The following is a 23,583-nucleotide window of genomic DNA, read 5'->3' on the forward strand; positions in this document are numbered from 1 at the left end:
AATGCCATCGAGGCGTCATACGATCGGAAAGTCCTCGATTGTCGCGCAAGCGCCGCACCGTCGCACCGTGGTTTGCCCTCGCATGGTGCGCGGGGCACCGGAACAGGACGCGAATCTCCTGACCGACGCACCTTCATGCCTGCTGCCCATCCGTTGACGAACACCTATGGCTCCGACCAACACGGGCTGATCTGCGGCTTCGTGTTCGAGCCGGGTCGGCCCGGACGGCCGATTGCGCTGTCCGATGCAGCCACTTGGCTGGCCCGGCCCACGGCACCAGGCCAGGAAGCCGCGGCGGGCTTCGTCTGGCTGCACTTCAACCTCACCGATGCCACGGCCGAGAAATGGATGCGTGGCCACCTGCCGCTGCCCGAGGCCTATTTCGACAACCTGCGCGATGGCACGCGATCGACGCGGCTGGAAAACATCGACGACAACCTGGTCGCGGTGGTCAACGACGTGGCCTACGAATTCGCATTCGAGCCCTCGGAGATTGCGTCGCTGTGGGTCAACGTGCATGCGCGCGCCATGGTCAGCGCGCGGCTGCACCCGCTGCGCTCCATCGACCGGCTGCGCCAGGCCGTCAAGCTGGGCGCCTGTTTCGATTCCTCGGTGGCGCTGCTGAACCACCTGCTGCGCGACCAGGGCGACGTGCTGGTGCACATCGTGCGCGAGACCACGCTCAAGGTGGACCGCGTGGAAGACGGCATGTTGTCCGAACGCCTCGCGCCGCAACGCGCCGCGCTCGGCCAGTTGCGCCGGGTGCTGGTGCGGCTGCAACGGCTGCTGGTGCCCGAGCCGGCCGCGCTGTTCCGCCTGCTGCGCCAGCCACCCGAATGGGTGACGGAGGACGATGTCGACGAACTGCGGCAATCGACCGAGGAATTCGCCCTCGTGATCCAGGACCTGCAGGCGCTGCAGGAGCGCATCAAGCTGCTGCAGGAGGAGATGGCCGCGCAGATCGGCGAGCAGACGAACCGCAGCGTGTTCACGCTGACCGTGGTCACGGTGCTGGCGCTGCCGATCAACATCATCGCCGGCCTGCTCGGCATGAACGTGGGCGGCATTCCGCTGGCGCAGGACGAGCATGGCTTCCTGAAGATCGGGCTGATCGTGGCGACTTTCACGCTGGTCGCCTTCTGGTACGCGTTCTACCGGAAGAAGTGAACCGGCGGCGGGCGCGGCCCGACCGTCTTTTGAGCCGGTCTCCTACAAGGTGCCGCGGCCGACAAGGCTGTATGGCACCGATAATGGCGGCAGACGCTGTACACGATTCAACCGGAGCCCACCCATGCGCGCACGCACCATTTCCCTCATCGCCTTCATCCTCCTCGTGGCCGCCTTCGTGGCCTTCAACTGGTCCGAATTCATGCGGCCGGCCGAACTCAGCTTCGGCTTCAAGCTCGTCGAGGCCCCGCTCGGCCTGGTGATGCTCGGCCTGCTGGCGCTCGCGCTGGTGGTGTTCCTCGCCGCCTCCGCGTTCGAGCAGACGGCCAACCTCATCGAATCGCGCAAGCAGGCACGCGAGATCACCGCGCAACGCGAACTCGCCGACAAGGCCGAGGCCTCGCGCTTCACCGAACTGCGCAACTACCTGGACCAGCAAACCATCGCCACACAGCAACGCGAAGCCGCCGCAGCCGCCGCGCTGAATGCCGCACTCGCACAGCACAAGCTGGAGATCAAGGCGCAGATCGAAGCTTCGGGAAACACGCTGGCGGCTTACATCGGTGAACTGGAAGACCGGATCACGCATCCGAACAGCAGCTTCAACGTCATCAAGTAAACCAGTAAAAATAGAAAAGCCGCCGACACCTGCAAGGGTGCGGCGGCTTTTTCATTGGCTTTCGGCTGTTCCGCCCTGCCCCTCACCCTAGCCCTCTCCCCGGAGGGGCGAGGGGGTAAGGCAGGTGCCGGCCAGCGCAGCGCTGACGGACAAGCTTCCAGAACAACCGCGGAACTGGCCCTTCGACAAGCTCAGGAGAGCCTCTGCCAGGCCGCTTGTTGTTCCCCCTGCAAGGGGGTGGGCGGCTACATGCGTTATCGGCCCGTTGGGCCGATGCCGGGGAAGTGAGCCAAGCTGGGGTAAGCCCAGTTACTCGCGACTAGCGCGCTTGCGGTCGCTTTCCTTCAGGTGGCGCTTGCGCAGGCGGATCGACTTGGGCGTGATCTCCACCAGTTCGTCGTCCTCGATGAACTCGACACCGTATTCCAGCGTGAGGTCGATCGGCGGCGTGATCTTGACCGCGTCTTCCTTGCCGGACACGCGGAAGTTGGTCAGCTGCTTGGTGCGCGTGGCGTTGACCACCAGGTCGTTGTCGCGGCTGTGGATGCCGACGATCATGCCTTCGTACACCGGGTCGTTGGCGCGCACGAACATGCGGCCACGGTCGTCGAGCTTGCCCAGCGCGTAGGTGAAGATTTCGCCGTCGTCCATCGAGATCAGCACGCCGTTCTTGCGGCCGCCGATCTCGCCCTTGTGCGGCTCGTAGCTGTCGAAGATGTTGCTGATCAGGCCGGAGCCACGCGTCAGGTTCAGGAATTCGTTGGTGAAGCCGATCAGGCCGCGCGCCGGGATGCGGTATTCGAGGCGCACGCGGCCACGGCCGTCCGGCTCCATGTTCACCAGCTCGCCCTTGCGTTCGCCCAGCGCCTGCATCACGCCGCCCTGGTGGGCGTCTTCGATGTCGGCCGTCACGAGTTCGATCGGCTCGTGCTTTTCGCCGTCGATGGTGCGGAACACCACGCGCGGCTTGGAGACGGCCATCTCGTAGCCTTCGCGGCGCATGTTTTCCAAGAGGATGGTCAGGTGCAATTCGCCGCGGCCCATGACTTCGAAGATGCCTTCCTCGTCGGTCTCGTTGACGCGCAGCGCCACGTTGTGCTGCAGTTCCTTCTGCAGGCGGTCCCAGATCTGGCGGCTGGTGACGAACTTGCCTTCGCGGCCGGCCAACGGGCTGGTGTTGACGCAGAAGTTCATGGTCAGCGTCGGCTCGTCCACCTTCAGCATCGGCAGCGGTGCCGGATTGGCCGGGTCGGTGATGGTCACGCCGATCCCGATCTCGCCCAGGCCGTTGATCAGCACGATTTCGCCCGGGCCGGCTTCGGTGGCCTGCACGCGTTCCAGGCCCTGAAAGGTCAGCACCTGGTTGACGCGGCCCTTGACGGCCTTGCCGTCCGGGCCTTCCATGACGACCACGTCCATCATCGGCTTGATCGTGCCCTGGCTGATGCGGCCCACGCCGATGCGGCCGACGAAGGTCGAGAAGTCGAGGGCCGAGATCTGCAGTTGCAGCGGTGCGTCGGCGTCGCCAGTCTGGGCCGGCACGTGGTTCAGCACCGTGTCGAACAGGGCCGACATGTCCGGGCCCCACTGTTCGCCAGGCGCACCTTCCTCCAGCGAGGACCAGCCGTTGATGCCCGAGGCGTAGACCACCGGGAAGTCGAGCTGTTCGTCGGTCGCGCCGAGCTTGTCGAACAGGTCGAACGCGGCGTTGACCACGTGCTGCGGGCGTGCGCCCGGCTTGTCGACCTTGTTCACCACCAGGATCGGCTTCAGGCCCAGGGCCAGCGCCTTCTTGGTCACGAAACGCGTCTGCGGCATCGGGCCTTCCTGCGCGTCGATCAGCAGCACCACGCCGTCGACCATGGACAGCGCGCGTTCCACCTCGCCGCCGAAGTCCGCGTGGCCCGGGGTGTCGACGATGTTGATGTGGGTGCCCTTCCAGGTCACGGCGCAGTTCTTGGCCAGGATGGTGATGCCGCGTTCCTTTTCGATCGCGTTGTTGTCCATCACGGTGTCGACCACTTTTTCGTGTTCGGCGAAAGTGCCCGACTGGCGCAGCAGTTGGTCGACCATGGTGGTTTTGCCATGGTCGACGTGGGCGATGATGGCGATGTTGCGGATCTGTTTGTTGCTCATATTGACTACTCCTAAATTCCCTAAATTCATTGACCGTCTGCTGTCGGCACTTGCACATTCCGGGCCGCGATGGGCGCCAGAATCTGGCCGATTTCAAGTGGGCTCAGCAGGCGCCCGGGGATCAGTTCACCATTTTCGATCTGCGCCACGCCCAGCAGGGCAGGCGGTTCGGCCTGGTACACGGCGGCCTGCGCCGCGTCCGGCCAGTCACCGCGGCGGCGCACGCCGTTGAGAAAACGTGCGGCATTCTCGCCTTCGAGGGTGACGCGGGTGTGATGCGGCAGCAGCGCGTCGACCGGCAACAGGCAGGCCAGACGCTCTTCTTCCGTCATCGCTTCGAGCGCGGCCAGCGTCACGCATTGCGCGATGCCGAAGTCGCCGGTGGCGATGCGGCGCAGGGCCCGCAGATGCGCACCGCAGCCCAGCGCTTCACCAATGTCCTCGCCCAGTGTGCGGATGTAGGTGCCCTTGCTGCATTTTGCTACGATTTCCAGAGCAGTCTGCGCAGATTCTTCCTGCGTCAGGACTGCTTTCAATTCAAAAATCTGCACGTCGCGCGCAGGCCGTTCGACCTCGATGCCGGCACGCGCATATTCGTACAGCGCCTTGCCGTCCTTTTTCAGGGCGCTGTGCATCGGCGGCACCTGGCGGATCGCGCCGGTGAACTGGCGCACCACCGCCTGCAGCTTCCCATCCGTCACGTCCACGGGGCGCGTTTCGATCACCTCGCCCTCGGCATCGCCGGTGCTGGTGCGTTCGCCCAGGCGGGCCGTGGCCAGGTAGGTCTTGTCGGCGTCGAGATGCAGCTGGCTGAACTTGGTGGCGGCGCCGAAGCACAGCGGCAACACGCCGGTGGCCAGCGGGTCGAGCGTGCCGGTATGGCCGGCCTTTTCCGCCCGCAGCAGCCATTTGGCCTTCTGCAGCGCATCGTTGCTGGAGAGTCCCAGCGGTTTGTCGAGCAGCAACACCCCGTGCACAGGGCGCCGCTGCACCCTGGTGCGTGGCGCGTGCATGGGCTACTCGTCTTTCGAACGCGAAGCCACGGCACGCGCGATCAGCGCGTTCATGTCGGAAGCCTGCTCCGTCGTGCGGTCGAACAGGAAATGCAACGTCGGCACGGTGTGAATGTGCAGCCGCTTGAACAGGCCGGCGCGCAGGAAACCCGCGGCCTGGTTCAGGCCTTCGGTGCACTCTGCCGGATCGCCGGTGAGCACGCTGAAGAACACCTTCGCATGCGCGTAGTCGGGCGTGACCTCGACCGCCTGGATCGTGACCATGCCCACCCGCGGGTCCTTCAACTCGCGGGCGATCAGCTCGGTCAGATCGCGCTGGATCTGATCGGCCACCTTGAGACTGCGGTTCGGCGCAGCGGCCTTGCGTCTGACCATTACAGCGTCCGGGCGATCTCTTTGATCTCGAAGAACTCGAGTTGATCGTTGACCTGGATGTCGTTGTAGTTCTTGAGCTTGATACCGCATTCGAAGCCTTCGCGCACTTCGCGGACATCGTCCTTGAGGCGCTTGAGGGATTCGATCTCGCCGGTGTAGACGACGATGTTCTCGCGCAGCAGGCGGAAGCGTGCACTGCGGGTCACGAAACCCGAGGTGATCATGCTGCCGGCCACGGTACCGATCTTCGAGGCCACGAACACGGTGCGGATCTCGGCCGTGCCGATGACTTCCTCACGCTGTTCAGGCGCCAGCATGCCGGCCATGGCGGCCTTCAGCTCGTCCACCGCGTCGTAGATGATGTCGTAGTAATGCACGTCGACACCGTTGTTCTCGGCCAGCTTGCGCGCACCGGCATCGGCACGCACGTTGAAGCCGATCACTACCGCCTTCGAAGCGATGGCCAGGTTGATGTCGGACTCGCTGATGGCACCCACCGCGGCGTACACCATCTGCACCTTGACTTCGTCGGTCGACAGCTTGAGCAGCGAGGCGCTGAGCGCTTCCTGCGAACCCTGCACGTCGGCCTTGACGATGACCGGCAGCGTCTTGACTTCGCCGGCCGCCATGTCGGAGAACATGTTCTCCAGCTTGGCCGCCTGCTGGCGCGCCAGCTTGGTGTTGCGGAACTTGCCCGCACGGTAGGTGGCGATTTCGCGGGCGCGGCGCTCGTCGGGCAGCACCATGAACTCGTCGCCAGCCTGCGGCACTTCGGTCAGACCCTGGATTTCCACCGGAATGGACGGACCGGCTTCCTTGGTGGGCTTGCCGTTCTCGTCGAGCATGGCGCGCACGCGGCCATAGGTGGAGCCGGCCAGCACGATGTCGCCGGTCTTCAGCGTACCGGACTGCACCAGCACGGTGGCGACCGGGCCCTTGCCCTTGTCCAGGCGCGCTTCGATCACCAGGCCCTTGGCCATGGCATCGACCGGTGCCTTCAGTTCCAGCACTTCGGCTTGCAGCAACACTTGTTCGAGCAGTTCGTCGATGCCCTGGCCGGTCTTGGCCGACACCGCGACGAACGGCGAGCTGCCGCCGAAGTCTTCGGGAATCACGTCCTCGATCACGAGTTCGTTCTTCACGCGCTCGGGGTTCGAATCGGGCTTGTCGATTTTGTTGATCGCGACCACGATCGGCACACCAGCGGCTTTCGCATGCTTGATGGCTTCCTTGGTCTGCGGCATCACACCGTCGTCGGCCGCCACCACCAGGATCACGATGTCGGTGGCCTGTGCGCCACGGGCACGCATGGCGGTGAACGCCTCGTGGCCCGGGGTATCCAGGAACGAGATCACGCCGCGCGGCGTTTCCACGTGGTAGGCACCGATGTGCTGGGTGATGCCGCCGGCTTCGCCGGAAGCGACCTTGGCGCGGCGGATGTAATCCAGCAGCGAGGTCTTGCCGTGGTCGACGTGGCCCATGACGGTCACGACCGGTGCGCGCGGCAGCGACTCGGCCGCCTGCGCCGACACTTCCTCGTCGGTGAAGGCTTCCGGATCGTCCAGCGCCGCCACCACGGCCTTGTGGCCCATTTCTTCCACCACGATCATCGCCGTGTCCTGGTCGAGCGGCTGGTTGATGGTGACCATCTGGCCCAGCTTCATCAGGTGCTTGATGACCTCGGAGGCCTTGACCGCCATCTTGTGGGCGAGTTCGGCCACGGTGATGGTCTCGGGCACGTGCACTTCGATGACGCGGTTTTCCACCGGCGCCTGTTGCTGCTGGTCTTCGCGGTGATCGCGATCGTTGCCACGGCGACCACGCGGACCTCCGCGCCAGCTGCCGCGGCCTGCGCCGGCACCGGTGTCGCCGCGCGTGGGCAGCGGCTTCTTCTTGGCCGGATCGGCCCAGCTGCTCGACAGCTTGGCGGACTTGACTTCCTTGTTCGCGCCGGGCGCGGCATTGGCCCCGGCCACGGCCGGGCGGGCCGCGGTCGTGCCCGCGGCCGGCTTGTGCAGCGTGCCCTTCATGCCGGCCTTGGCGGCGTCGGCCGCGGCCGGCTTGGCAACCGGCTTGACTTCTTCGGGCTTCTTGGCGACCAGCACCTTCTTCGGCGTGGCCATCATCTGGCGGATCGCAGCGGCCTCGGCCTCGGCCTTGCGGCGGCGGTCCCCCAGATCGACCGCACGCGCGGCTTCCTCTTCGGCACGCGCCTTGGAAGCGGCGGCAAGCTTCTCGCGTTCCTCGGCCTGCGCCTTGGCGGCGGCTTCGCGCGCAGCGGTCTGGTCGGCCAGCTCGGATTGCTGGGCCTGGGCCTTGCCGGCCTGCTGGGCCTCGGTCTGGGCGGCATAGGCGGCAGCGCGTTCGGCGGCCGCACGCTCGCGCGCTTCCTGCTCTTCGCGCTGGCGGCGTTTTTCGATGAGTTCTTCTTCCTGGCGGCGGATCAGCTCGGCCTGGCGACGCGCCTCTTCCTCGCGGCGCGCGAGCTCGAGATCCTCGGCGCTCGGGCCGGCAGGCACCTCGGCCACTTCGGCCTCGGGCGCCAGCACGTCGGACGAACCCTGCTCGTCGTCACGCTTGATGAAGGTGCGCTTCTTGCGCACTTCCACCTGGATGGTGCGGGCCCGGCCGGTGGCGTCGGCCTGCTTGATTTCGGTCGTGGACTTCTTCACCAGCGTGATCTTCTTGCGTTCGGCACTGGCGGTGCCGTGGCTGGCCTGCAGATAGCCCAGCAGTTTCTGCTTGTCGGACTCGCTCAGGACGTCGGACGACGCGGACTTGGCAACGCCCGCCCCTCTGAGTTGTTCAAGCAAGGTGTCTGCTGATTTCTTGAGTTCAGCAGCAAACTCGGCGACGGTGGAATTGGACATGTATTGTGTGACCTTTCATGACCGTTACTCTTGAGAAGCGGCGTCATTGGCAAACCAATGTTCGCGCGCCTTCATGATCAACGTCGTTGCCTCGTCCGCAGACAGGCTGGTGATTTCAGTGAGCTCGTCGCCAGCCAGGTCGGCCAGATCGTCGCGGGTGTGCACGCCAGCTTCGTTGAGCTTGGCGATCAGTTCGGGTGTGAGCCCCTCGAGATCGCGCAGGTCCTGCGACACCGCTTCGGCGCGCTCTTCCTTGGCGATCTCCATGGTCAGCAGCACATCCTTGGCGCGAGCCCGGAGTTCGTTGACCGTGTCTTCGTCGAAGCTTTCGATTTCCAGCATTTCCTGCAGCGGCACATAGGCCACTTCTTCGAGGCTGGTGAAGCCTTCCTGGATCAGGATGTCGGCGATTTCCTCGTCCACATCGAGCTTTTCCATGAACAGCTTGCGGCTGGAATCGGTTTCCGTGGCCTGCTTCTGCGCCGATTCGGCGGCGTCCATGATGTTGATCTTCCAGCCGGTGAGCTCGGAGGCCAGGCGCACGTTTTGCCCGCCGCGGCCGATGGCGATGGCGAGGTTTTCCTCGTCGACCACCACGTCCATGGCATGGCGCTCTTCGTCCACCACGATGGACGAGACGTTGGCCGGGGCCAAAGCGCCGATCACGAACTGCGCCGGGTCTTCGCTCCACAGCACGATGTCGACGCGTTCGCCGGCGAGTTCGTTGGTCACGCCGTTGACACGCGTACCGCGCACGCCGACGCAGGTGCCGATCGGGTCGACACGCTTGTCGTGCGAGAGCACGGCGATCTTGGCGCGCGAACCGGGGTCGCGGGCGCAGGTCTTGATCTCGAGCAGGCCTTGTTCGATTTCGGGCACTTCCTGGCGGAACAGCTCGATCATGTATTCCGGTGCGCTGCGCGACAGGATGATCGGCGCGCCCCGCAGGGTCAGGTCGACTTCCATGATCATGGCGCGCACGCGGTCGCCGGTGCGCAGGTTTTCCTTGGGGATCATCTCGCTGCGGCGCAGGCGCCCTTCGACACGGCCGCTCTCGACGATGATGTCGCCCTTGTCCATGCGCTTGACGGTGCCCACGAAGATCTTGTCGCCGCGCGACATGAAGTCGTTGAGCAGCATTTCGCGCTCGGCGTCGCGGATCTTCTGCAGGATCACCTGCTTGGCGGCCATGGCGCCGATGCGGCCGATCGGCACGGAATCGACGGGCTTCTCGATGTAGTCGCCTTCCTCGATGTCGGCGATGTCGTCGCGCACGTCGGAGACCAGTTCTTCGGCGTCAGGATTCTGCAGGCCGGCAGCGTCCGGCACCACCAGCCAGCGGCGGAAGGTTTCGTAATTGCCGTTGTCGCGGTCCACCGCGACGCGGATATCCACCTCGCCCTGGTAGAGCTTCTTGGTGGCTTGCGCCAGGGCCGCCTCGACGGCGCCGAACACGACGTCACGCTCCACGTTTTTCTCACGGGAGATGGCATCGACCAACATCAACATTTCGCGATTCATGTCACGAATCTCCTGAACACTCAAATCAACAAATCAATCCGGCCATCGGGTGTTGAAGTCACCCTTCGCGCACCGAACATCAGCTCTCCGCACCACCATCGTCTTCGGTGAGACCCTTGGTACTGCGGCCTTTGAAACTCACGATCGGCGCGAGGCGCGCATCGCGCAATTCGTCCAAGGTGAAACCCAGCGCCTGCAGCGGTGCCGGCACCCTCTTCTTGCTCACTCTTTGCCCCGGCTTGGGTGCGGGCTCGTCGCTCCAGACGATCTGCCAGCCGGCAGCCGACGCTTGGGCGCCCTCGGCCGGTGCGACAACCGGCGCCACACGCTCCAGCGTGCCGCGGAATTTCTTGCGGTTGGCGTTGACCTGGCCCTGGCCCGCCGCGCCCATGGGCGCCTTGAGCGTGATGTCGATCACCGAACCCTCGAAACGTTCAAAGTCGCGCTGGTGCCTGAGGGGCCGATCGATACCGGGCGAGGACACCTCGAGCCGCTTGTATTCGATGCCGTCCACCTCCAGCACGAACTGGAGCTGGCGAGTTACCTTCTCGCAATCCTCGACAGTGACGAACTGCTCGACGCCCGGCTGCCATGGGATATCGATGGTGACGCGCAACAGGCCCCCGGCGGAGCGTTCGATCTCCACGAGGTCATAACCGAATCCGGTCACGGTTTTTTCAACGATGTCCTGTAGCGCCACGTGTTCTGTATAAGGTGCGAAAAATGGCTCCGAAAACGACGGTTTTCAAGAGCACGAAAAACAATCGACCAAAAAAAACGGGCCGGTAGGTACCCGCCCGTTTGGTCGTGAGCCCGCATTCTATCCCAAAACCAGCAATATTGCAGCGCTTTGTAAGGTGAATTCAGCTAGTCGCCGCGACCAGGATTTGTGTATACGGGTGGCTGGGCGTCTCCAGCACCTGCTGCACCGGGCCGTATTCGACGATTTCACCCTCCTTCATCACGATCACCTGGTGCGCCATGGCGCGGATGACGTCCATGTCGTGCGTGATCAGCAGGTAGGCCAGGCCGCGCTCGCGCTGCAGCTTCTGCAGCAGTTGCAGCACCTGTTTCTGGATCGTCACGTCCAGGGCGCTGGTCGGCTCGTCGAGCACCAGCAGCTTCGGCCCGACGATCAGCGCGCGCGCGATCGCCAGGCGCTGGCGCTGCCCGCCGGAGAATTCGTGCGGATAGCGCTGCAGCAGGCCGGGAAATTGCGCCTCGGTCATGCCCACGTCGGCCAGCGCGTCGAGCACCTGCTCGCGCCGCGATCCCGCCGTGTGGTGCGGCGCGTGCACCCACAGGCCCTCGCCGACGATCTCCTCCACCGTCATGCGCGGCGAAAGCGAGGAGAACGGGTCCTGGAACACCACCTGCACCGCCGAGCGCAGCCGCTTGTTGGCGGCCGCGTCCCGGCTCCAGGTGCCGCCTGCGAGTTGCAGCCCCCCGCTGTACGGCACCAGGCCGAGCGCGGCCAGCGCCAGCGTGGATTTGCCCGAACCCGACTCGCCGACCACACCCATGGTCTGACCCGGACGGATCGAAAAGGTGGCGTCCTGCACGGCGACGAACTCGCCCTTCTTGAACCAGCCCTCGATGCCGGGCCGGGGCACGGCGTAGCCGACGCGGATATTGCTGGCCTGCAGTACCGGCGCCACCTGCCGGTCGTGCACCGCCGGTGCCACGTCGCGCGTCGGCCGGCTATGGATCAGCTTCTTGGTGTAGGCATGCTGCGGCTGGGCGAACACCCTGGCCACCGGGCCATGCTCGACGATGTGGCCGGCCTCCATCACCGCCACGCGGTCGGCGAACTTGCGCACGAGGTTCAGGTCGTGGGTGATCAGCAGCACGGCCATGCCGTTCTTCTTCTGCAGATCGGACAGGAGCTGCAGGATCTGGCCGCGCACCGTCACGTCGAGTGCGGTGGTCGGCTCGTCCGCCAGCAGCAGCCGCGGCTTGCAGGCCAGGGCCATGGCGATCATCGCGCGCTGGCGCTGGCCACCCGAGAGCTGGTGCGGATAGGCGCGCGCGCGCCGCGCCGGCTCGGGGATGCCGGTATCCGCTAGCAGTTTGATAGCTTCCTGCGCCGCATCCGAGCGGCTCAGCCCTTGTTTCAGCTCCAGAACCTCGGCGATCTGATCGCCCACGGTGAACAGCGGGTTCAGCGCCGTCATCGGCTCCTGGAAGATCATCGCGACGTCCTGCCCGCGGATGCCGCGCAACGTGTGTTCGTCCAGCCCGCACAGGTCGACCAGGCCCTCCGCCGCCTGGAACAGCGCCTGCCCGCGCACGTCGGCGTTCTGCACCAGCCGCAGCAGGCTGAGCGCGGTGATGGTCTTGCCCGAGCCGGACTCGCCGACCAGCGCGAGCTTTTCGCCCGCCGCCACCTGCAGGTTGATGCCGTGCACCACGTCATGGCCGTTGAAGCCGATGCGCAGGTTCTGCACGTCGAGGAGCGGCCGGGCCATGCCCTGCACGCGAGCGATGGCTTCCGCGGTCATCGGCCGGCCTCCAGTGGCAGCGGGACTGGCGCAACTTCTGCAACAGGCTTCGGCGCGATCGGATTCTGGTCCGCCTTCCTGGGATCGAGCGCATCGCGCAAAGCATCACCCATGAAGGTCAACAGCAGCAGCGTGACCACCAGCACCGCAAAGGTGGACAGCGAAATCCACCAGGCGTCGATGTTGTTCTTGCCCTGCGACAGCAGTTCGCCCAGCGACGGCGTGCCCGGCGGCACGCCCACGCCGAGAAAGTCGAGCGAGGTCAGCGCCAGGATGGCCGCGCTCATGCGAAACGGCAGGAAGGTGACGACCGGCGTCATGCTGTTGGGCAGCACGTGGCGCGTGATGATCTGCCAGTTGCTCAGGCCCAGCGCACGCGCCGCACGCACATAGTCGAGCTGGCGGTTGCGCAGGAATTCGGCGCGCACGTAGTCGGACAGTCCCAGCCAGCCGAACAGGCTCAGCAGGATCAGCAACAGGCTGATGCTCGGCGCGAACACCGCACTGAAGATGATCAGCAGGTACAGCTCGGGCATCGAACCCCAGATCTCCATGAAACGCTGGAACGCCAGATCGACCTTCCCGCCGAAGAAGCCCTGGATCGCCCCTGTCACCACCCCCAGCACCACGCCGGTGAAGGTCAGCGCGAGGGCGAACAACACGCTCACGCGAAAGCCGTAGATCAGCTGCGCCAGCAGGTCGCGGCCGCGGTCGTCGGTGCCGAGCCAGTTGTCACGCGTCGGTGCGGCCGGGTTGGGCGCCTTGGCGAAGTAGTTCAGCGTCTTCGGCCCATACGGGTTGGGTGCGAACACGGCCCAGTTGCCGCCCTTGGCGAGCTGGTCGCGGATGAAGGGGTCGAGGTAATCGGTCTCGGTGTCGAAGTCGCCACCGAACACTTTCTCGGGGTAGTGGCGCACGATCGGAAAATAGTATTGCCCCTCGTATTTGACGACCAGCGGGCGGTCGTTCGACAGCACCTCGGCGCACAGGCTGGCCAGCACCAGCAGCGAGAACAGCACCAGGCTCCAGAAGCCCAGGCGGTTGCGCTTGAAGCGCAACCAGGCGCGGCGGCCGGGGGAAAGACTCTGCATCTTGAGTTGCTTCCTGGTCAATCCAGAAATGGATTCAGCACGGCGATGCCGCAGCCGTCGAAGTCACGCACATTGCGCGTGACGAGGGTGAGCGCGTGGACCTGGGCGGTGGCGGCGATCAGCATGTCGGCCATATGGCGAACCTGACCACGCGCAGCAAGCAGGCCGCGCATTTCGCCCGCCCGACGCGCGATGGTCTCCGTCACGTCCAACACCTTGTAGTTCGCGACCATCGCCTGAAAGCGCTCCAGCGCGCGCGGTCGCGGCTTGTGCGCCAGGCCGAATACGATTTCATGGATCGAAATCGCCGAACTAGCCAGTCCCTCTACCTCCTCGACCCGAGCCAGCCAACGCAGCACGTCGTCGCGCGGCGCGGGCCGCATCAGTTCGCTGATGACATTGGTGTCGACAAGGTACACCGCTCTCAGCCTCGCTTTGTTTCGTCCGGCACGCCCGGCTCATCCCAGTAGTGGGGATCGTCCACCATCGGGTTGTAGCGGTCGGTACGCGGCGCAATTTCGATACCGTCCTCTGCGCCATCGGCGATCAGCGCGGCACGGATGTCAGCAAACAACTCGAGCAACGTCGGCTTGTCGCGCTGCTTCCGCAACTGTTGAAACTCCTCGAAGTCGTCGGACGAGATCAGCACGGCAACCTGCTTGTCGCGGTTGTAGATGGCCTGCGGCTCTTCGGCCGTCAGCCGTACGACCTCCGAAAACTGCTGCTTGGCATTGGCGATGTTCCAGGTCATGGCCGCTCCTCTGGGTCATTAATATAGACATATTGTCCAACAAACATGTCCACCTAGTCAAACTTCACCCTCGGGTCCACCCACACATAACAAAGATCGCTGATCAGTTTGGTCACCAGCCCGATCAGCGTGAACAGGTACAGCGTACCCAGCACCACCGGGTAGTCCCGGCGGATCACACTTTCATAGCTGAGCAAGCCCAGCCCGTCGAGCGAAAACAGGGTTTCGATGAGCAAAGAACCGGTGAAGAACGCGCCGATGAAAGCGGCGGGAAATCCCGTGATGATCGGGATCAGCGCGTTGCGGAACACGTGTTTCCACAGAACCTGCCGCTCACCCAGGCCCTTGGCGCGCGCGGTCACCACGTATTGCTTGCGGATTTCCTCCAGAAACGCGTTCTTGGTCAGCATGGCCGTGACGGCGAAACTGCCCAGCACCATGGCCGTGACCGGCAGCGTGATGTGCCACAGGTAGTCGACGATGCGCGCACCCCAGCTCAGTTCATCCCAGTTCCCGGAGGTGAGCCCGCGCAGCGGGAACCACTGCAGCTGGCCGCCGAACACCACCAGCAGCACCACGCCCAGGACGAAGCCCGGGATCGCATAACCGACCAGCACCAGCAGCGTCGTCAGCAGATCGAAGCGCGAGCCGGCGCGCACGGCCTTGGCCACGCCGAGCGGCACGGCCACCAGGTAGCTGATGAAGAAGGTCCACAGGCCGAGGCTGATCGACACCGGCAGCTTCTCGATGATGAGCTGCGACACGGGCTTGTTCTGGAAGAAACTCTTGCCCAGGTCGAAACGCGCGAATTGCCCCAGCATCTGGAAGAAGCGCTCGTGCGCCGGCTTGTCGAAACCGTACAGCGCCTTGATCTGCTCGATGCGTTTCGGATCCACGCCCTGCCCGCCCCGGTAGCTGAAACCGCCACCCTCGGCGGAGCCGCCCCCGGTGCCGGCCCGCGCCTCGGCCAGATACTGCTCCACCGGCCCGCCGGGCACGAACTGCACCACGGCGAAGGTGATCAGCAGCACGCCCAGCAGCGTGGGCACCATCAGCAGCAGGCGTTTCAGGACATAGGCCAACATGTGTTTTTTCCCGCTCAGTTCGATCCGTTGGCTGTGGCGGCGTTGTCCTTGCCACCGGCCTGCAGAGACCACCAGACGTGGATCGGCCAGCCTTCGCCGGGCACATAGGGCGGCACCTCGGCGGGCCGCGCCAGGCGCCAGGCGTTGAACGCCATGCGGTGCGTGCCGGCCGTCCACTGTGGGATCAGCACGTGGCTGTGGGCGATCACCCGCTCCAGCGCGCGGCAGGCGGGCAGCAGTTCGGCCTTGCTCTTGGCGCCGGTCATGCGGGTGATCAGCGCGTCCACCGCCGGGTTCTTGAGGCCGGTGTAGTTGCCCGAATCCTCGGTGTCGGCGGCCTTGCTGCCGAACATGTCCGCAAATTCCTGGCCCGGACTGTTGGTGCCGGCGTAGTTGATGCTCATGATGTCGAATTCGAACTTCGACAGCCGCTGCTGGTACAGCGCGAAATCGACCGCCCGGTAGTCCAGCCGGATGCCCAGCTTCTCGAGGTTGCGCGCCCAGGGGCTCACGACGCGGGCCCCGCTCTCGCTGCTGTCCAGGTATTCGATGGTGAAGACGTCGCCCTTGGCATTGCGCAGCACGCCGTCCTTCACGTCCCAGCCCGCGTCGTGCAGCAGCGCCCGGGCACGGCGCAGGTTGCTGCGCAGCGAAGAGTCGCCATCGGTGCGCGGCGCCACGGCCATCGGGCCGAAGGCGGCGGGCGGTATGTCCTTCTTCAGCGGCGTCATCAGCGCCAGTTCCTGCGGGCTCGGCGTGCCAGTGGCCTGGCAGTCGGTGTTGCCGAACAGGCCGTTCACCCGCTGGTAGGCGCCGTAGAACATCTGCCGGTTCATGTATTCGAAGTCCATCGCCAGGCCCAGCGCCTCCCGCACGCGCACGTCCTTGAACTTGTCGCGGCGCACGTTGATCACGTAGCTCTGGAAACCCGACGGCAGACGGTGCCTGAATTCGCCCTTCACGAGCTCACCGGTGTCGAAGCGCTTGCCGGTCACGCGGCGCGCCCAGTCGCCGGCCGAGAAGAAACGCATCAGGTCGAATTCGCCGGCCTTCAGCGCCTCGAGCCGCGCGGTGTTGTCCTTGTAGATCTTGACCTCGATGCGGTCGAAGTTCTCCATGCCGCGCTTCACGTTCAGGTTGCGGGCCCAATAGTCGGGGTCGCGCACATAGGTGATGTCCTTGCCGAAGTTGACCGGACCGATGCGGTAGGGGCCGCTGCCGATGGGAATGTCCATCACCACCTCGTCGAAGCGTTTGGCCTTGCCATGCTCCACACCCCATTTCTGGCTGAACACGGGCAGGCCGCCCACCGTGAGCGGGAGTTCACGGTTGGGTTTCCTGAAGCGGTAGCGCACGGTGCGCGCGTCCAGCACGTCGATGCCGGCCACGTCCTCCAGCGCGGTCTTGTAACCGGGCGAGGTGTAGGGGCCCATCAGCGTGTCGTAGCTGAACTTCACGTCGGAGGCACGCACCGGGTCACCATTGTGGAAGCGTGCCTCGCCACGCAGCACGAAGGTGGCGCTCATGCCGTCGGGCGGCACGCTCACGTCCTGCGCCAGGAGGCCGTAGCCGGAACCGTTCTCGTCCATCGCGCCGGTCAGCAGCGTGTCGAACAGCATCTCGCTCAGGTAGGCCGGCGCACTGCCCTTGATGGTGAAGGGGTTGTATTTGTCGAACGTGGAGGTGCGCAGGTTGCTCACCAGCCGCAATTGGCCACCCTTGGGCGCGTTCGGGTTCACATATTCGAAATGGGGGAAGTTCGGCGGGTATTTGAGGTCGCCCCAGAGGGCATAGCCGTGCGCCGCCCATGCGGGCAAACCCGCAAACAGGACCATCACACTCCCTACAGCCGCAAAAAATCGCATGCGACAATTCTGCACCATCTGTCCACCCGTTCCGTCAAGTCCGCACCCGGCGACGGAATTCACGAAAGTCGAGAATCATGGGATTTCTTACCGGCAAAAAACTGCTGATCACCGGCGTCCTGTCCAACCGCTCCATCGCCTACGGCATCGCCAAGGCCTGCCACGCCCAGGGCGCCGAGCTGGCCTTCAGCTACGTGGGCGAGCGTTTCAAGGACCGCATCACCGAATTCGCGGCCGACTTCGACTCCAAGCTCATCTTCGATTGCGACGTGGGCGACGACGCGCAGATCGACAAACTGTTCGCCGACCTGGCGCAAACCTGGCCCAAATTCGACGGCTTCGTGCACAGCATCGGCTACGCGCCGCGCGAGGCCATCGCCGGCGACTTCCTCGACGGCCTGAGCCGCGACGCCTTCAAGGTGGCGCACGACATCAGCGCCTACAGCTTCCCGGCCATGGCCAAGGCGGCCCTGCCGTACCTGAACGACAAGTCGGCGCTGCTGACCCTGACCTACCTCGGCGCCGTGCGCACCGTGCCCAACTACAACACCATGGGCCTGGCCAAGGCCTCGCTGGAAGCCAGCGTGCGTTACCTGGCCGAGTCGCTCGGCCCCAAGGGCATGCGCGTCAACGGCATCAGCGCCGGGCCGATCAAGACCCTGGCCGCCAGCGGCATCAAGGGTTTCGGCAAGATCCTGAGCGTGGTGGCCGAGGCCTCCCCGATCCGCCGCAACGTGACGATCGAGGACGTGGGCAATGTTGCCGCGTTTCTGCTGAGCGACCTGGCGGGCGGCGTCAGCGCGGAGATCACCTATGTGGACGGCGGCTTCAGCCACGTGGTGGGTGGCATTGCGGAGCCGGTTGCCGCGGCTTGACCCTCGGTTCTGGTCAGCGGGGCAGGATCCCCGCCAGCCGCAGATAACTGCTGCGCACATTTTCCAGGTGATCCACCATCGCCTGCCGCGCCGCCGCCGCATCACGCGCCAGCAGGGCCCGCACCAGCGCCAGGTGCTCGTGGCAGGCCGGTACCAGCCGCTCGGGTGCCCGCTCGAGTCCGCGCATGCGAATGCGTTTGTGGATTTCGGCAATGAACTTGGCCAGCGACTGGTTGCCGCAATACGCCACCACCACCTCGTGGATTTCGTCGTCGAGCTGCCGGTCCGCCGCCGGCTCGCCCTCCGCCTCGGCCGCGAGCACCTCGGCCAGCGCGGCCTCGAGTCGTTGCTCGATCTTCGCCAGCACCGGCAGGGGCGCGCGCGCCGCGGCCAGTGAAGCGGCCTCGCTCTCGAGCAGCAGGCGGATGGCGAGCAACTCGAGGTACTCGGTCAAACCGACCTCGCGCACCACGATCGCGCCGTTGGACAACTGCTGCAGTACACCTTCGCCGAGCAGCCGACTGATGGCCGCGCGCATCGGTGTGCGCGACACCTCGAAGCGCTCCGCGAGGCGGCGCTCCTCGATCACGTCGCCAGGTTCGATCTGGCGTGTCGTGACGAGTTCGAGCAAGGCCTGATAGGTCTGTTCGGACACGCTTTCGGTCGGCCGGCGCATCGGCCCGGCCGCGGCCTTGGCGACCACGGCGGCCGAACTGTCGGGAAGGGCTTCAAGGGCCATGGCTCGGGCGATTTCCTGGTTGTGTCTCGGGCGGTTATGCATTGTAGGAAGACACCGCTAATGCATGATCTGGCCGAGGAACGCGCGCGCACGCGGGCTTTTCGGGGCGCTGAAAAACGCTTCCGGCGCGGCCTCTTCCACGATGCGGCCCGCGTCCATGAACACCACGCGATCCGCCACCGTGCGCGCAAAACCCATCTCGTGCGTCACGCAGACCATGGTCATGCCCTCCTCGGCCAGCTTGACCATCACATCGAGCACTTCCTTGATCATCTCCGGATCGAGCGCCGAGGTCGGCTCGTCGAACAGCATCACCTTGGGCTTCATGCACAGGGCGCGTGCGATCGCCACGCGCTGCTGCTGGCCGCCCGACAGGTTCGCCGGATAGTCGTCCGCCTTGTGCGCGATGTGCACGCGGTCGAGGAAATAACGCGCGGTTTCCTCGGCCTCCCGCTTGGGCACGCCGCGGATCTGTACCGGGGCGATCATCAGGTTCTGCAGCACGGTGAGGTGCGGGAACAGGTTGAACTGCTGGAACACCATGCCGACCTCGCGCCGCACCACGTCGACATGGCGCGCGTTGTGGTCGAGTTCGGTGCCGTCGACGACGATGCGGCCCTTCTGGTGTTCCTCGAGCCGGTTGATGCAGCGGATCATGGTCGATTTGCCCGAGCCCGAAGGCCCGCAGACGACGATCCGCTCGCCGCGTCCGACCGTGAAGTCGATGTCCGTCAGCACCTGGAAGTCGCCATACCATTTGCTCACGCCGCTGAACTGGATCATGGGGGAGGTGTCTTGCTTGGCCATCATTTTTCTCCGATCTTGCGGCTCAGCCGGCCATCCAGCCGCCGTCGACGAGCAGGTTTTCGCCGGTGATGAAAGTGGCTTCGTCGGAAGCCAGGAACAACGCGGCGCTGGCCACGTCCTCGGGTGCGCCGAGCCGCCGGATGGGCGTGCGCGCGCGCGAATAGTCCAGCCACCGGGGCTCGACGGCGCGGCCGGTCTTGCCGGTGAGGATCTTGCCGGGCGCCACCGCGTTGCAGACGATGCCGTCGGACGCGTAATCGACCGCGATCTGCCGCGTGATGTAGACCACGCCCGACTTCGAGGTGCCATAGGCCACGTCCTCCGGGCAGGCCACCATGCCATGCTGCGAGGAGATGTTGACCAGTCGGCCGCGCACCCCCTGGGCACCTGGCAGCGGCTCCTGCCGCAGCATGGCGCGCACGCCCGCACGCGCCATGAGGAACACACTGGTGAGGTTCACCGCCATCACCCGGTTCCATTCCTCGAGCGTGGTTTCCGTGAGTGGCTTGCCGTTGCCGATGGCGGCGTTGTTGACCTGCACGTCGAGCCGGCCGTAGGTCTTTTCCGCCAGATCGACCGCGGCCTGCACCTGGGCCTCGTCCGCCACGTCGGTCTGCAGGAATTCGGCCTCGCAGCCCTGCACCCGCAGCAGGTCGATGGTGGGCACGCCGCCTTCGCGCACCGTGGTGGTGAGGTCGGCCAGCACCAGCCGTGCGCCTTCGGCCGCAAAGCGCAGCGCGATGGCCCTACCGATGCCGGAGGCGGCGCCGCTGATGAGGATGGATTTGCGTTCGAGTCGTTTCATGGGCTTGGATTCAGAGAGAGGCCTGCCAGGCGAGGTGGTCGCGCGCGGCGGCGTCCAGGGCGGTGGCGGGCGCCCAGCCAGTGTCGGCCTGCAGGCGCGCGATGGACAGGGCCGCGCGATCGACCGGCAGGTTGTAGCGCAGCGTGCCCTGTTCGCCGGGCGCGGCGAGGCGCCAGGACCAGCCGGGGTAAGACACGGCCAGCAACGCGCACCATTGCACGAGATCGCTCATCACCGCCCCCCCGACGTTGTAGATTGTGTGGCGCAGTTGGGTCGCATCAGCCAACGCGGCCAGCGCTTTTGCCGCATCGCGCGAATAGATCCAGTCCGCCCGCAGGCTGCGCGGCAGCACCACACCCTGCCCTGCCATCGCGGCGGCGAGCACCTGGGCATGCGGGCTGAGCGCGTCACGTACACCGGTGGCGTATTCCCACGGACCGTAGACGGGGCCGAGCCGCGCCACGCGCACGTCGAGCCGGTACAGCTCGGCCAGCCGCAGCGCGGCCTGCTCGGAGGCGAGCTTGCCGATGCCGTACAGCGCCGCCGGCGCGGGTGCCGAGCCCTCTTCTTCATAGGTTTCGCCGGCCGGCGGCTTGACGCCGTAGACCGCCACCGAACTCAGCACGAGGATGCGGCGGATGCCGCTGCGGCCGACGGCGCAGCGCTGGAGCAGGTTGGCCGTGCCGCCCACGTTCACGTCGAGCACGGCCATCGGATCTCGCGCCTCGCGGTCGGCGTCCGGCGTGACGGCGGCGCAGTGCACCACGCGGTCGATGTTGGCGGACTTCAGCGCCGCATCCACGTCGACCGGGCAGCGGATGTCGCCCAGCAGGATACTCAGGCTCTCGCGGCCCAGGCGCGCCAGCATGTCGGCGCGCGGCGCGGCGCGGTCGAACAGCACCACGGGCTCGCCGTCGGCCCGCAGCCGCTCGGCCAGAGCCAGGCCCACGAAGCCCGCACCGCCGGTGATCAGCGTGGTCATGTCAGTGCCGCCCGGCCGTCCGTAGGCACTGGAGCGCCCCCTCGGGGGGCAGCGACACAGGAAGTGAAAGGAAGTGAAGAGCGTGGGGGTGTCATGCTGCCTCCTAGCGCGAAACGATCATGCGGCGCTCGAGCCGCGCCACCCAGCGCGCCAGCGGCCACAGCAACACGAAGAACACCACGGCGGCCGCCATCAGCGGCGTCGGGTTGTAGGTCTGCTCCTGGGCCACGCGGGCCGAACGCAGCAGCTCGGGCAAGGCCACCATGGAGGCAATGGAGGTGGTCTTGATCAGCTCCAGCGAATTGCTGGCCAGCGGCGCGAGCACATTGCGGATCGCCTGCGGCAGCACGATCACCAGCACCAGGCGCAACGGCTTGAAGCCGAGCGCACGCGCGGCCTCGCGCTGGCCCTTGGGCACCGAATTGATGCCGGCGCGGAAGATCTCGCCGTAGTAGCCCGAGTTGTTGAGCACCAGTGCCAGCACCACGGCCGTGAAGCCGCTGAGCTTGAGGCCGAAGAACGGCAGGCCGAAGTAGATCAGCACCAGCAGCACGACCACCGGGAACGAGCGGAACAGGTCGATGTAGACCAGCAGCAGCGCGCGCAGCCAGCGGTGCTCGAAGCTGTACAGCACGGCGATGAGCAACCCGGTCAGGCAGGCCAGCGGCAGCGCCACGATGGCCAACAGGAAGGACAACTGCACGCCTTGCAGCAGCAGCGGCCAGATGGTCAGGAACGAATCCAGGTTGGCGAAGTTCTCTAAAAACAGATCCATCTCAGCGTCCCTTCGAACTCGCGTGCTCGATCCAGCGGCTGGCAACCACCAGCGGCAGGAACAGCACCAGGTAAAGCGCCGCGGCCAGGGTGAGCGGCGACGGGTTCGCCACCAGCGACATGAAGCTCTGCGCCTGGCCCAGCGTCTCGGGCAGCGACACGGCCGTGCCCAGCGCCGTGCCCTTGCTGATGGAGATGGCGCGGTTGGTCAGCATCGGGATCGCGAGGCGCCATGCCTGCGGCAGGATGATCTTGAACAGCATCCGCATCGGGCCGAAGCCGAGTGCCTTGGCGGCATCCCACTGGCCACGCGGCAGGGCCTGGATCGCCGACCAGAAGATCTCGCACGCAAAGGCCGACAGCACCGCGCCGAGCGCGATCACCGTGGTGACGAAAGGCGACAGCGTGAGCCCGATATAGGGCATGCCGAAGTACAGGAAGATGATGATCACCAACTGCGGCAGCGTGCGAAACAGATCGACCCAGGCCACGATCAGCAGGTCGAACACGCGTTTCTTCATGGAGCGCAGCACGGCCAGGCCCAGGCCCAGGGCCAGCCCGAACACGATCACCAGCACCGACACCAGCACGGTCAGGCCGAAGCCCTGCAGCACCGTCGGCCAGGCCTGCGCCATGACTGAAAGGTTCAGGAAGTTTTCAAGAAGCCTGTCCATGCGATGCCGTGCTCGTGGGGGATCGTTCGATTACTTGCAGACCGGCGCGGGCGCCGTCGGCACGTAGCCCTTGAAGTTGGGCGCACCGTAGCCGGGGTAGGTGGTGACCAGGGCCGAGCCGGCTTCCGGCACCGAGCCGTACCATTTTTCGTGCAGCTTGGCCACCGTGCCATCCATCTTCATGCACTTGAGCACGTCGTCGACCTTGTTGCGGTACTCCACGCTTTCCGGACGGAACGCATAACCGAAGTTGCGGCTGGCGCTGAAATCCTTGTAGGCCACCTTGATCGCCTTGTTCTTGCTCGCGGCATAGATCGTGGTCGGCACTTCATTGATGGTGGCGAAGGCGCGGTTGGTCAGCACGGCCTGCACGCTGTCGGGGAAGGTGTCGTAGCGCTGCACCTCGAAGCCGTAGGTGGCGGCATTCGCCGTGGCCCAGGTGTCGGACAGCGTGCCGCGGTTCACCGCCACGGCCTTGCCCTTCAGGTCATCGAAGCCCTTCATGTCGTTGGCGGCCTTCACCAGGAAGCCGTTGCCGGTGGACATGATGGGTTGCGTGAACACCATGCGTTCGGCGCGTTCGGCCGTGATGTTCAGCGGGTTCACGGTGAACTCGATGCGTTTGGCGAACAGGGCGGCGAACAGCGCCGAGAAGTTCACGTCCACGATCTCCACGCTCGGGCGCTTCAGGCGCTTGGCGACTTCGTTGATCAGGTCCACGCCGAAACCTTCGGGGCCGTTCACGCCGCGCACGATCCACGGCGCCACGCCGAAATCGCTGCCGACGACCAGCGGCTTGTCGCCCGGATGATCGGCTTCCTGGGCGTTGGCCAATGGCAATGTGGCGAGCAGGGCCAGCGCGACGCTGGAAAGAACGAATTTGCGAACGGAAGACGAGAAGGCCATGGCATTACTCCTGTGGAAGATGAAAGT

The 23,583-nt window shown here is 65.4% G+C and carries 22 protein-coding genes; 3 read left to right on the forward strand and 19 right to left on the reverse strand.

Annotated elements, in window-relative coordinates:
* Positions 1–135 precede the first annotated feature (135 nt).
* On the forward strand, positions 136–1,167 hold the full coding sequence (locus tag RD110_RS14440; protein ID WP_076200125.1) for a transporter: 1,032 nt from the start codon (positions 136–138) through the stop codon (positions 1,165–1,167).
* A gap of 124 nt (positions 1,168–1,291) precedes the next feature.
* Complete coding sequence (locus RD110_RS14445; RefSeq protein WP_076200126.1) at positions 1,292–1,786, forward strand: hypothetical protein; 495 nt, start codon at positions 1,292–1,294, stop codon at positions 1,784–1,786.
* Positions 1,787–2,095: 309 nt separating this feature from the next.
* Here RD110_RS14445 and typA read toward each other — a convergent pair whose 3' ends face one another.
* From typA to RD110_RS14505, 12 genes are all read right to left on the reverse strand, one after another.
* Positions 2,096–3,922, reverse strand: coding sequence for a translational GTPase TypA (gene typA / locus RD110_RS14450; RefSeq protein WP_076200127.1), 1,827 nt, complete (start codon positions 3,920–3,922; stop codon positions 2,096–2,098).
* Positions 3,923–3,948: 26 nt separating this feature from the next.
* Positions 3,949–4,935 carry a tRNA pseudouridine(55) synthase TruB gene (gene truB / locus RD110_RS14455; protein WP_076200128.1) on the reverse strand — a complete coding sequence of 329 codons (987 nt, stop codon included), beginning with the start codon at positions 4,933–4,935 and terminating at the stop codon, positions 3,949–3,951.
* Positions 4,936–4,938: 3 nt separating this feature from the next.
* Positions 4,939–5,310: a 30S ribosome-binding factor RbfA gene (rbfA, locus tag RD110_RS14460; protein WP_076200129.1), complete on the reverse strand. Its 372-nt coding sequence runs from the start codon at positions 5,308–5,310 to the stop codon at positions 4,939–4,941.
* Positions 5,310–8,180 carry a translation initiation factor IF-2 gene (gene infB, locus RD110_RS14465; RefSeq protein WP_076200130.1) on the reverse strand — a complete coding sequence of 957 codons (2,871 nt, stop codon included), beginning with the start codon at positions 8,178–8,180 and terminating at the stop codon, positions 5,310–5,312. The genes rbfA and infB overlap by 1 nt, the downstream gene beginning before the upstream one ends.
* A 24-nt stretch (positions 8,181–8,204) precedes the next feature.
* Positions 8,205–9,701 carry a transcription termination factor NusA gene (gene nusA / locus RD110_RS14470; protein WP_076200131.1) on the reverse strand — a complete coding sequence of 499 codons (1,497 nt, stop codon included), beginning with the start codon at positions 9,699–9,701 and terminating at the stop codon, positions 8,205–8,207.
* A 79-nt stretch (positions 9,702–9,780) separates the two neighbouring features.
* Positions 9,781–10,401, reverse strand: coding sequence for a ribosome maturation factor RimP (gene rimP / locus RD110_RS14475; RefSeq protein WP_076200132.1), 621 nt, complete (start codon positions 10,399–10,401; stop codon positions 9,781–9,783).
* A 163-nt stretch (positions 10,402–10,564) separates the two neighbouring features.
* Positions 10,565–12,202: an ABC transporter ATP-binding protein gene (locus RD110_RS14480; protein WP_239467039.1), complete on the reverse strand. Its 1,638-nt coding sequence runs from the start codon at positions 12,200–12,202 to the stop codon at positions 10,565–10,567.
* The gene (locus RD110_RS14485; RefSeq protein ID WP_083686673.1) at positions 12,199–13,293 is read right to left on the reverse strand and encodes an ABC transporter permease; all 1,095 of its coding nucleotides are present in this window, start codon (positions 13,291–13,293) and stop codon (positions 12,199–12,201) included. Before RD110_RS14485 ends, RD110_RS14480 begins: the two co-directional genes overlap by 4 nt.
* A 17-nt stretch (positions 13,294–13,310) precedes the next feature.
* Positions 13,311–13,712: a type II toxin-antitoxin system VapC family toxin gene (locus RD110_RS14490; RefSeq protein WP_204249973.1), complete on the reverse strand. Its 402-nt coding sequence runs from the start codon at positions 13,710–13,712 to the stop codon at positions 13,311–13,313.
* 5 nt (positions 13,713–13,717) lie between these two features.
* Positions 13,718–14,044, reverse strand: a complete 327-nt coding sequence (locus RD110_RS14495; RefSeq protein WP_076200134.1) for a type II toxin-antitoxin system prevent-host-death family antitoxin — start codon at positions 14,042–14,044, stop codon at positions 13,718–13,720.
* 53 nt (positions 14,045–14,097) lie between these two features.
* Positions 14,098–15,129, reverse strand: a complete 1,032-nt coding sequence (locus RD110_RS14500) for a microcin C ABC transporter permease YejB (RefSeq protein ID WP_076200135.1) — start codon at positions 15,127–15,129, stop codon at positions 14,098–14,100.
* 14 nt (positions 15,130–15,143) lie between these two features.
* On the reverse strand, positions 15,144–16,994 hold the full coding sequence (locus tag RD110_RS14505; RefSeq protein ID WP_076200136.1) for an extracellular solute-binding protein: 1,851 nt from the start codon (positions 16,992–16,994) through the stop codon (positions 15,144–15,146).
* Between the two features lie 77 nt (positions 16,995–17,071).
* Between RD110_RS14505 and fabI the strand changes: the two genes are divergently transcribed.
* A complete protein-coding gene (gene fabI / locus RD110_RS14510; RefSeq protein WP_076200137.1) occupies positions 17,072–17,869 on the forward strand; it encodes an enoyl-ACP reductase FabI in 798 nt (265 codons plus the stop codon).
* 13 nt (positions 17,870–17,882) lie between these two features.
* Here the strand turns inward: fabI and RD110_RS14515 are convergent, their stop codons facing one another.
* From RD110_RS14515 to RD110_RS14545, 7 genes are all read right to left on the reverse strand, one after another.
* Positions 17,883–18,608, reverse strand: coding sequence for a GntR family transcriptional regulator (locus RD110_RS14515; RefSeq protein ID WP_239467040.1), 726 nt, complete (start codon positions 18,606–18,608; stop codon positions 17,883–17,885).
* A gap of 57 nt (positions 18,609–18,665) precedes the next feature.
* Positions 18,666–19,418 carry an amino acid ABC transporter ATP-binding protein gene (locus RD110_RS14520; RefSeq protein ID WP_394329415.1) on the reverse strand — a complete coding sequence of 251 codons (753 nt, stop codon included), beginning with the start codon at positions 19,416–19,418 and terminating at the stop codon, positions 18,666–18,668.
* Positions 19,419–19,437: 19 nt separating this feature from the next.
* A complete protein-coding gene (locus RD110_RS14525; protein WP_076200138.1) occupies positions 19,438–20,220 on the reverse strand; it encodes an SDR family NAD(P)-dependent oxidoreductase in 783 nt (260 codons plus the stop codon).
* Between the two features lie 10 nt (positions 20,221–20,230).
* A complete protein-coding gene (locus RD110_RS14530; protein ID WP_076200139.1) occupies positions 20,231–21,202 on the reverse strand; it encodes an NAD-dependent epimerase/dehydratase family protein in 972 nt (323 codons plus the stop codon).
* A gap of 103 nt (positions 21,203–21,305) precedes the next feature.
* On the reverse strand, positions 21,306–21,977 hold the full coding sequence (locus RD110_RS14535; RefSeq protein WP_076200140.1) for an amino acid ABC transporter permease: 672 nt from the start codon (positions 21,975–21,977) through the stop codon (positions 21,306–21,308).
* Position 21,978: 1 nt separating this feature from the next.
* Positions 21,979–22,650: an amino acid ABC transporter permease gene (locus tag RD110_RS14540; RefSeq protein ID WP_076200141.1), complete on the reverse strand. Its 672-nt coding sequence runs from the start codon at positions 22,648–22,650 to the stop codon at positions 21,979–21,981.
* Between the two features lie 30 nt (positions 22,651–22,680).
* A complete protein-coding gene (locus RD110_RS14545; RefSeq protein ID WP_076200142.1) occupies positions 22,681–23,556 on the reverse strand; it encodes a substrate-binding periplasmic protein in 876 nt (291 codons plus the stop codon).
* Between the last annotated feature and the right edge of the window lie 27 nt (positions 23,557–23,583).

This window comes from Rhodoferax koreense, from assembly GCF_001955695.1.
Taxonomy (GTDB): Bacteria; Pseudomonadota; Gammaproteobacteria; order Burkholderiales; family Burkholderiaceae_C; genus Rhodoferax_B; species Rhodoferax_B koreensis.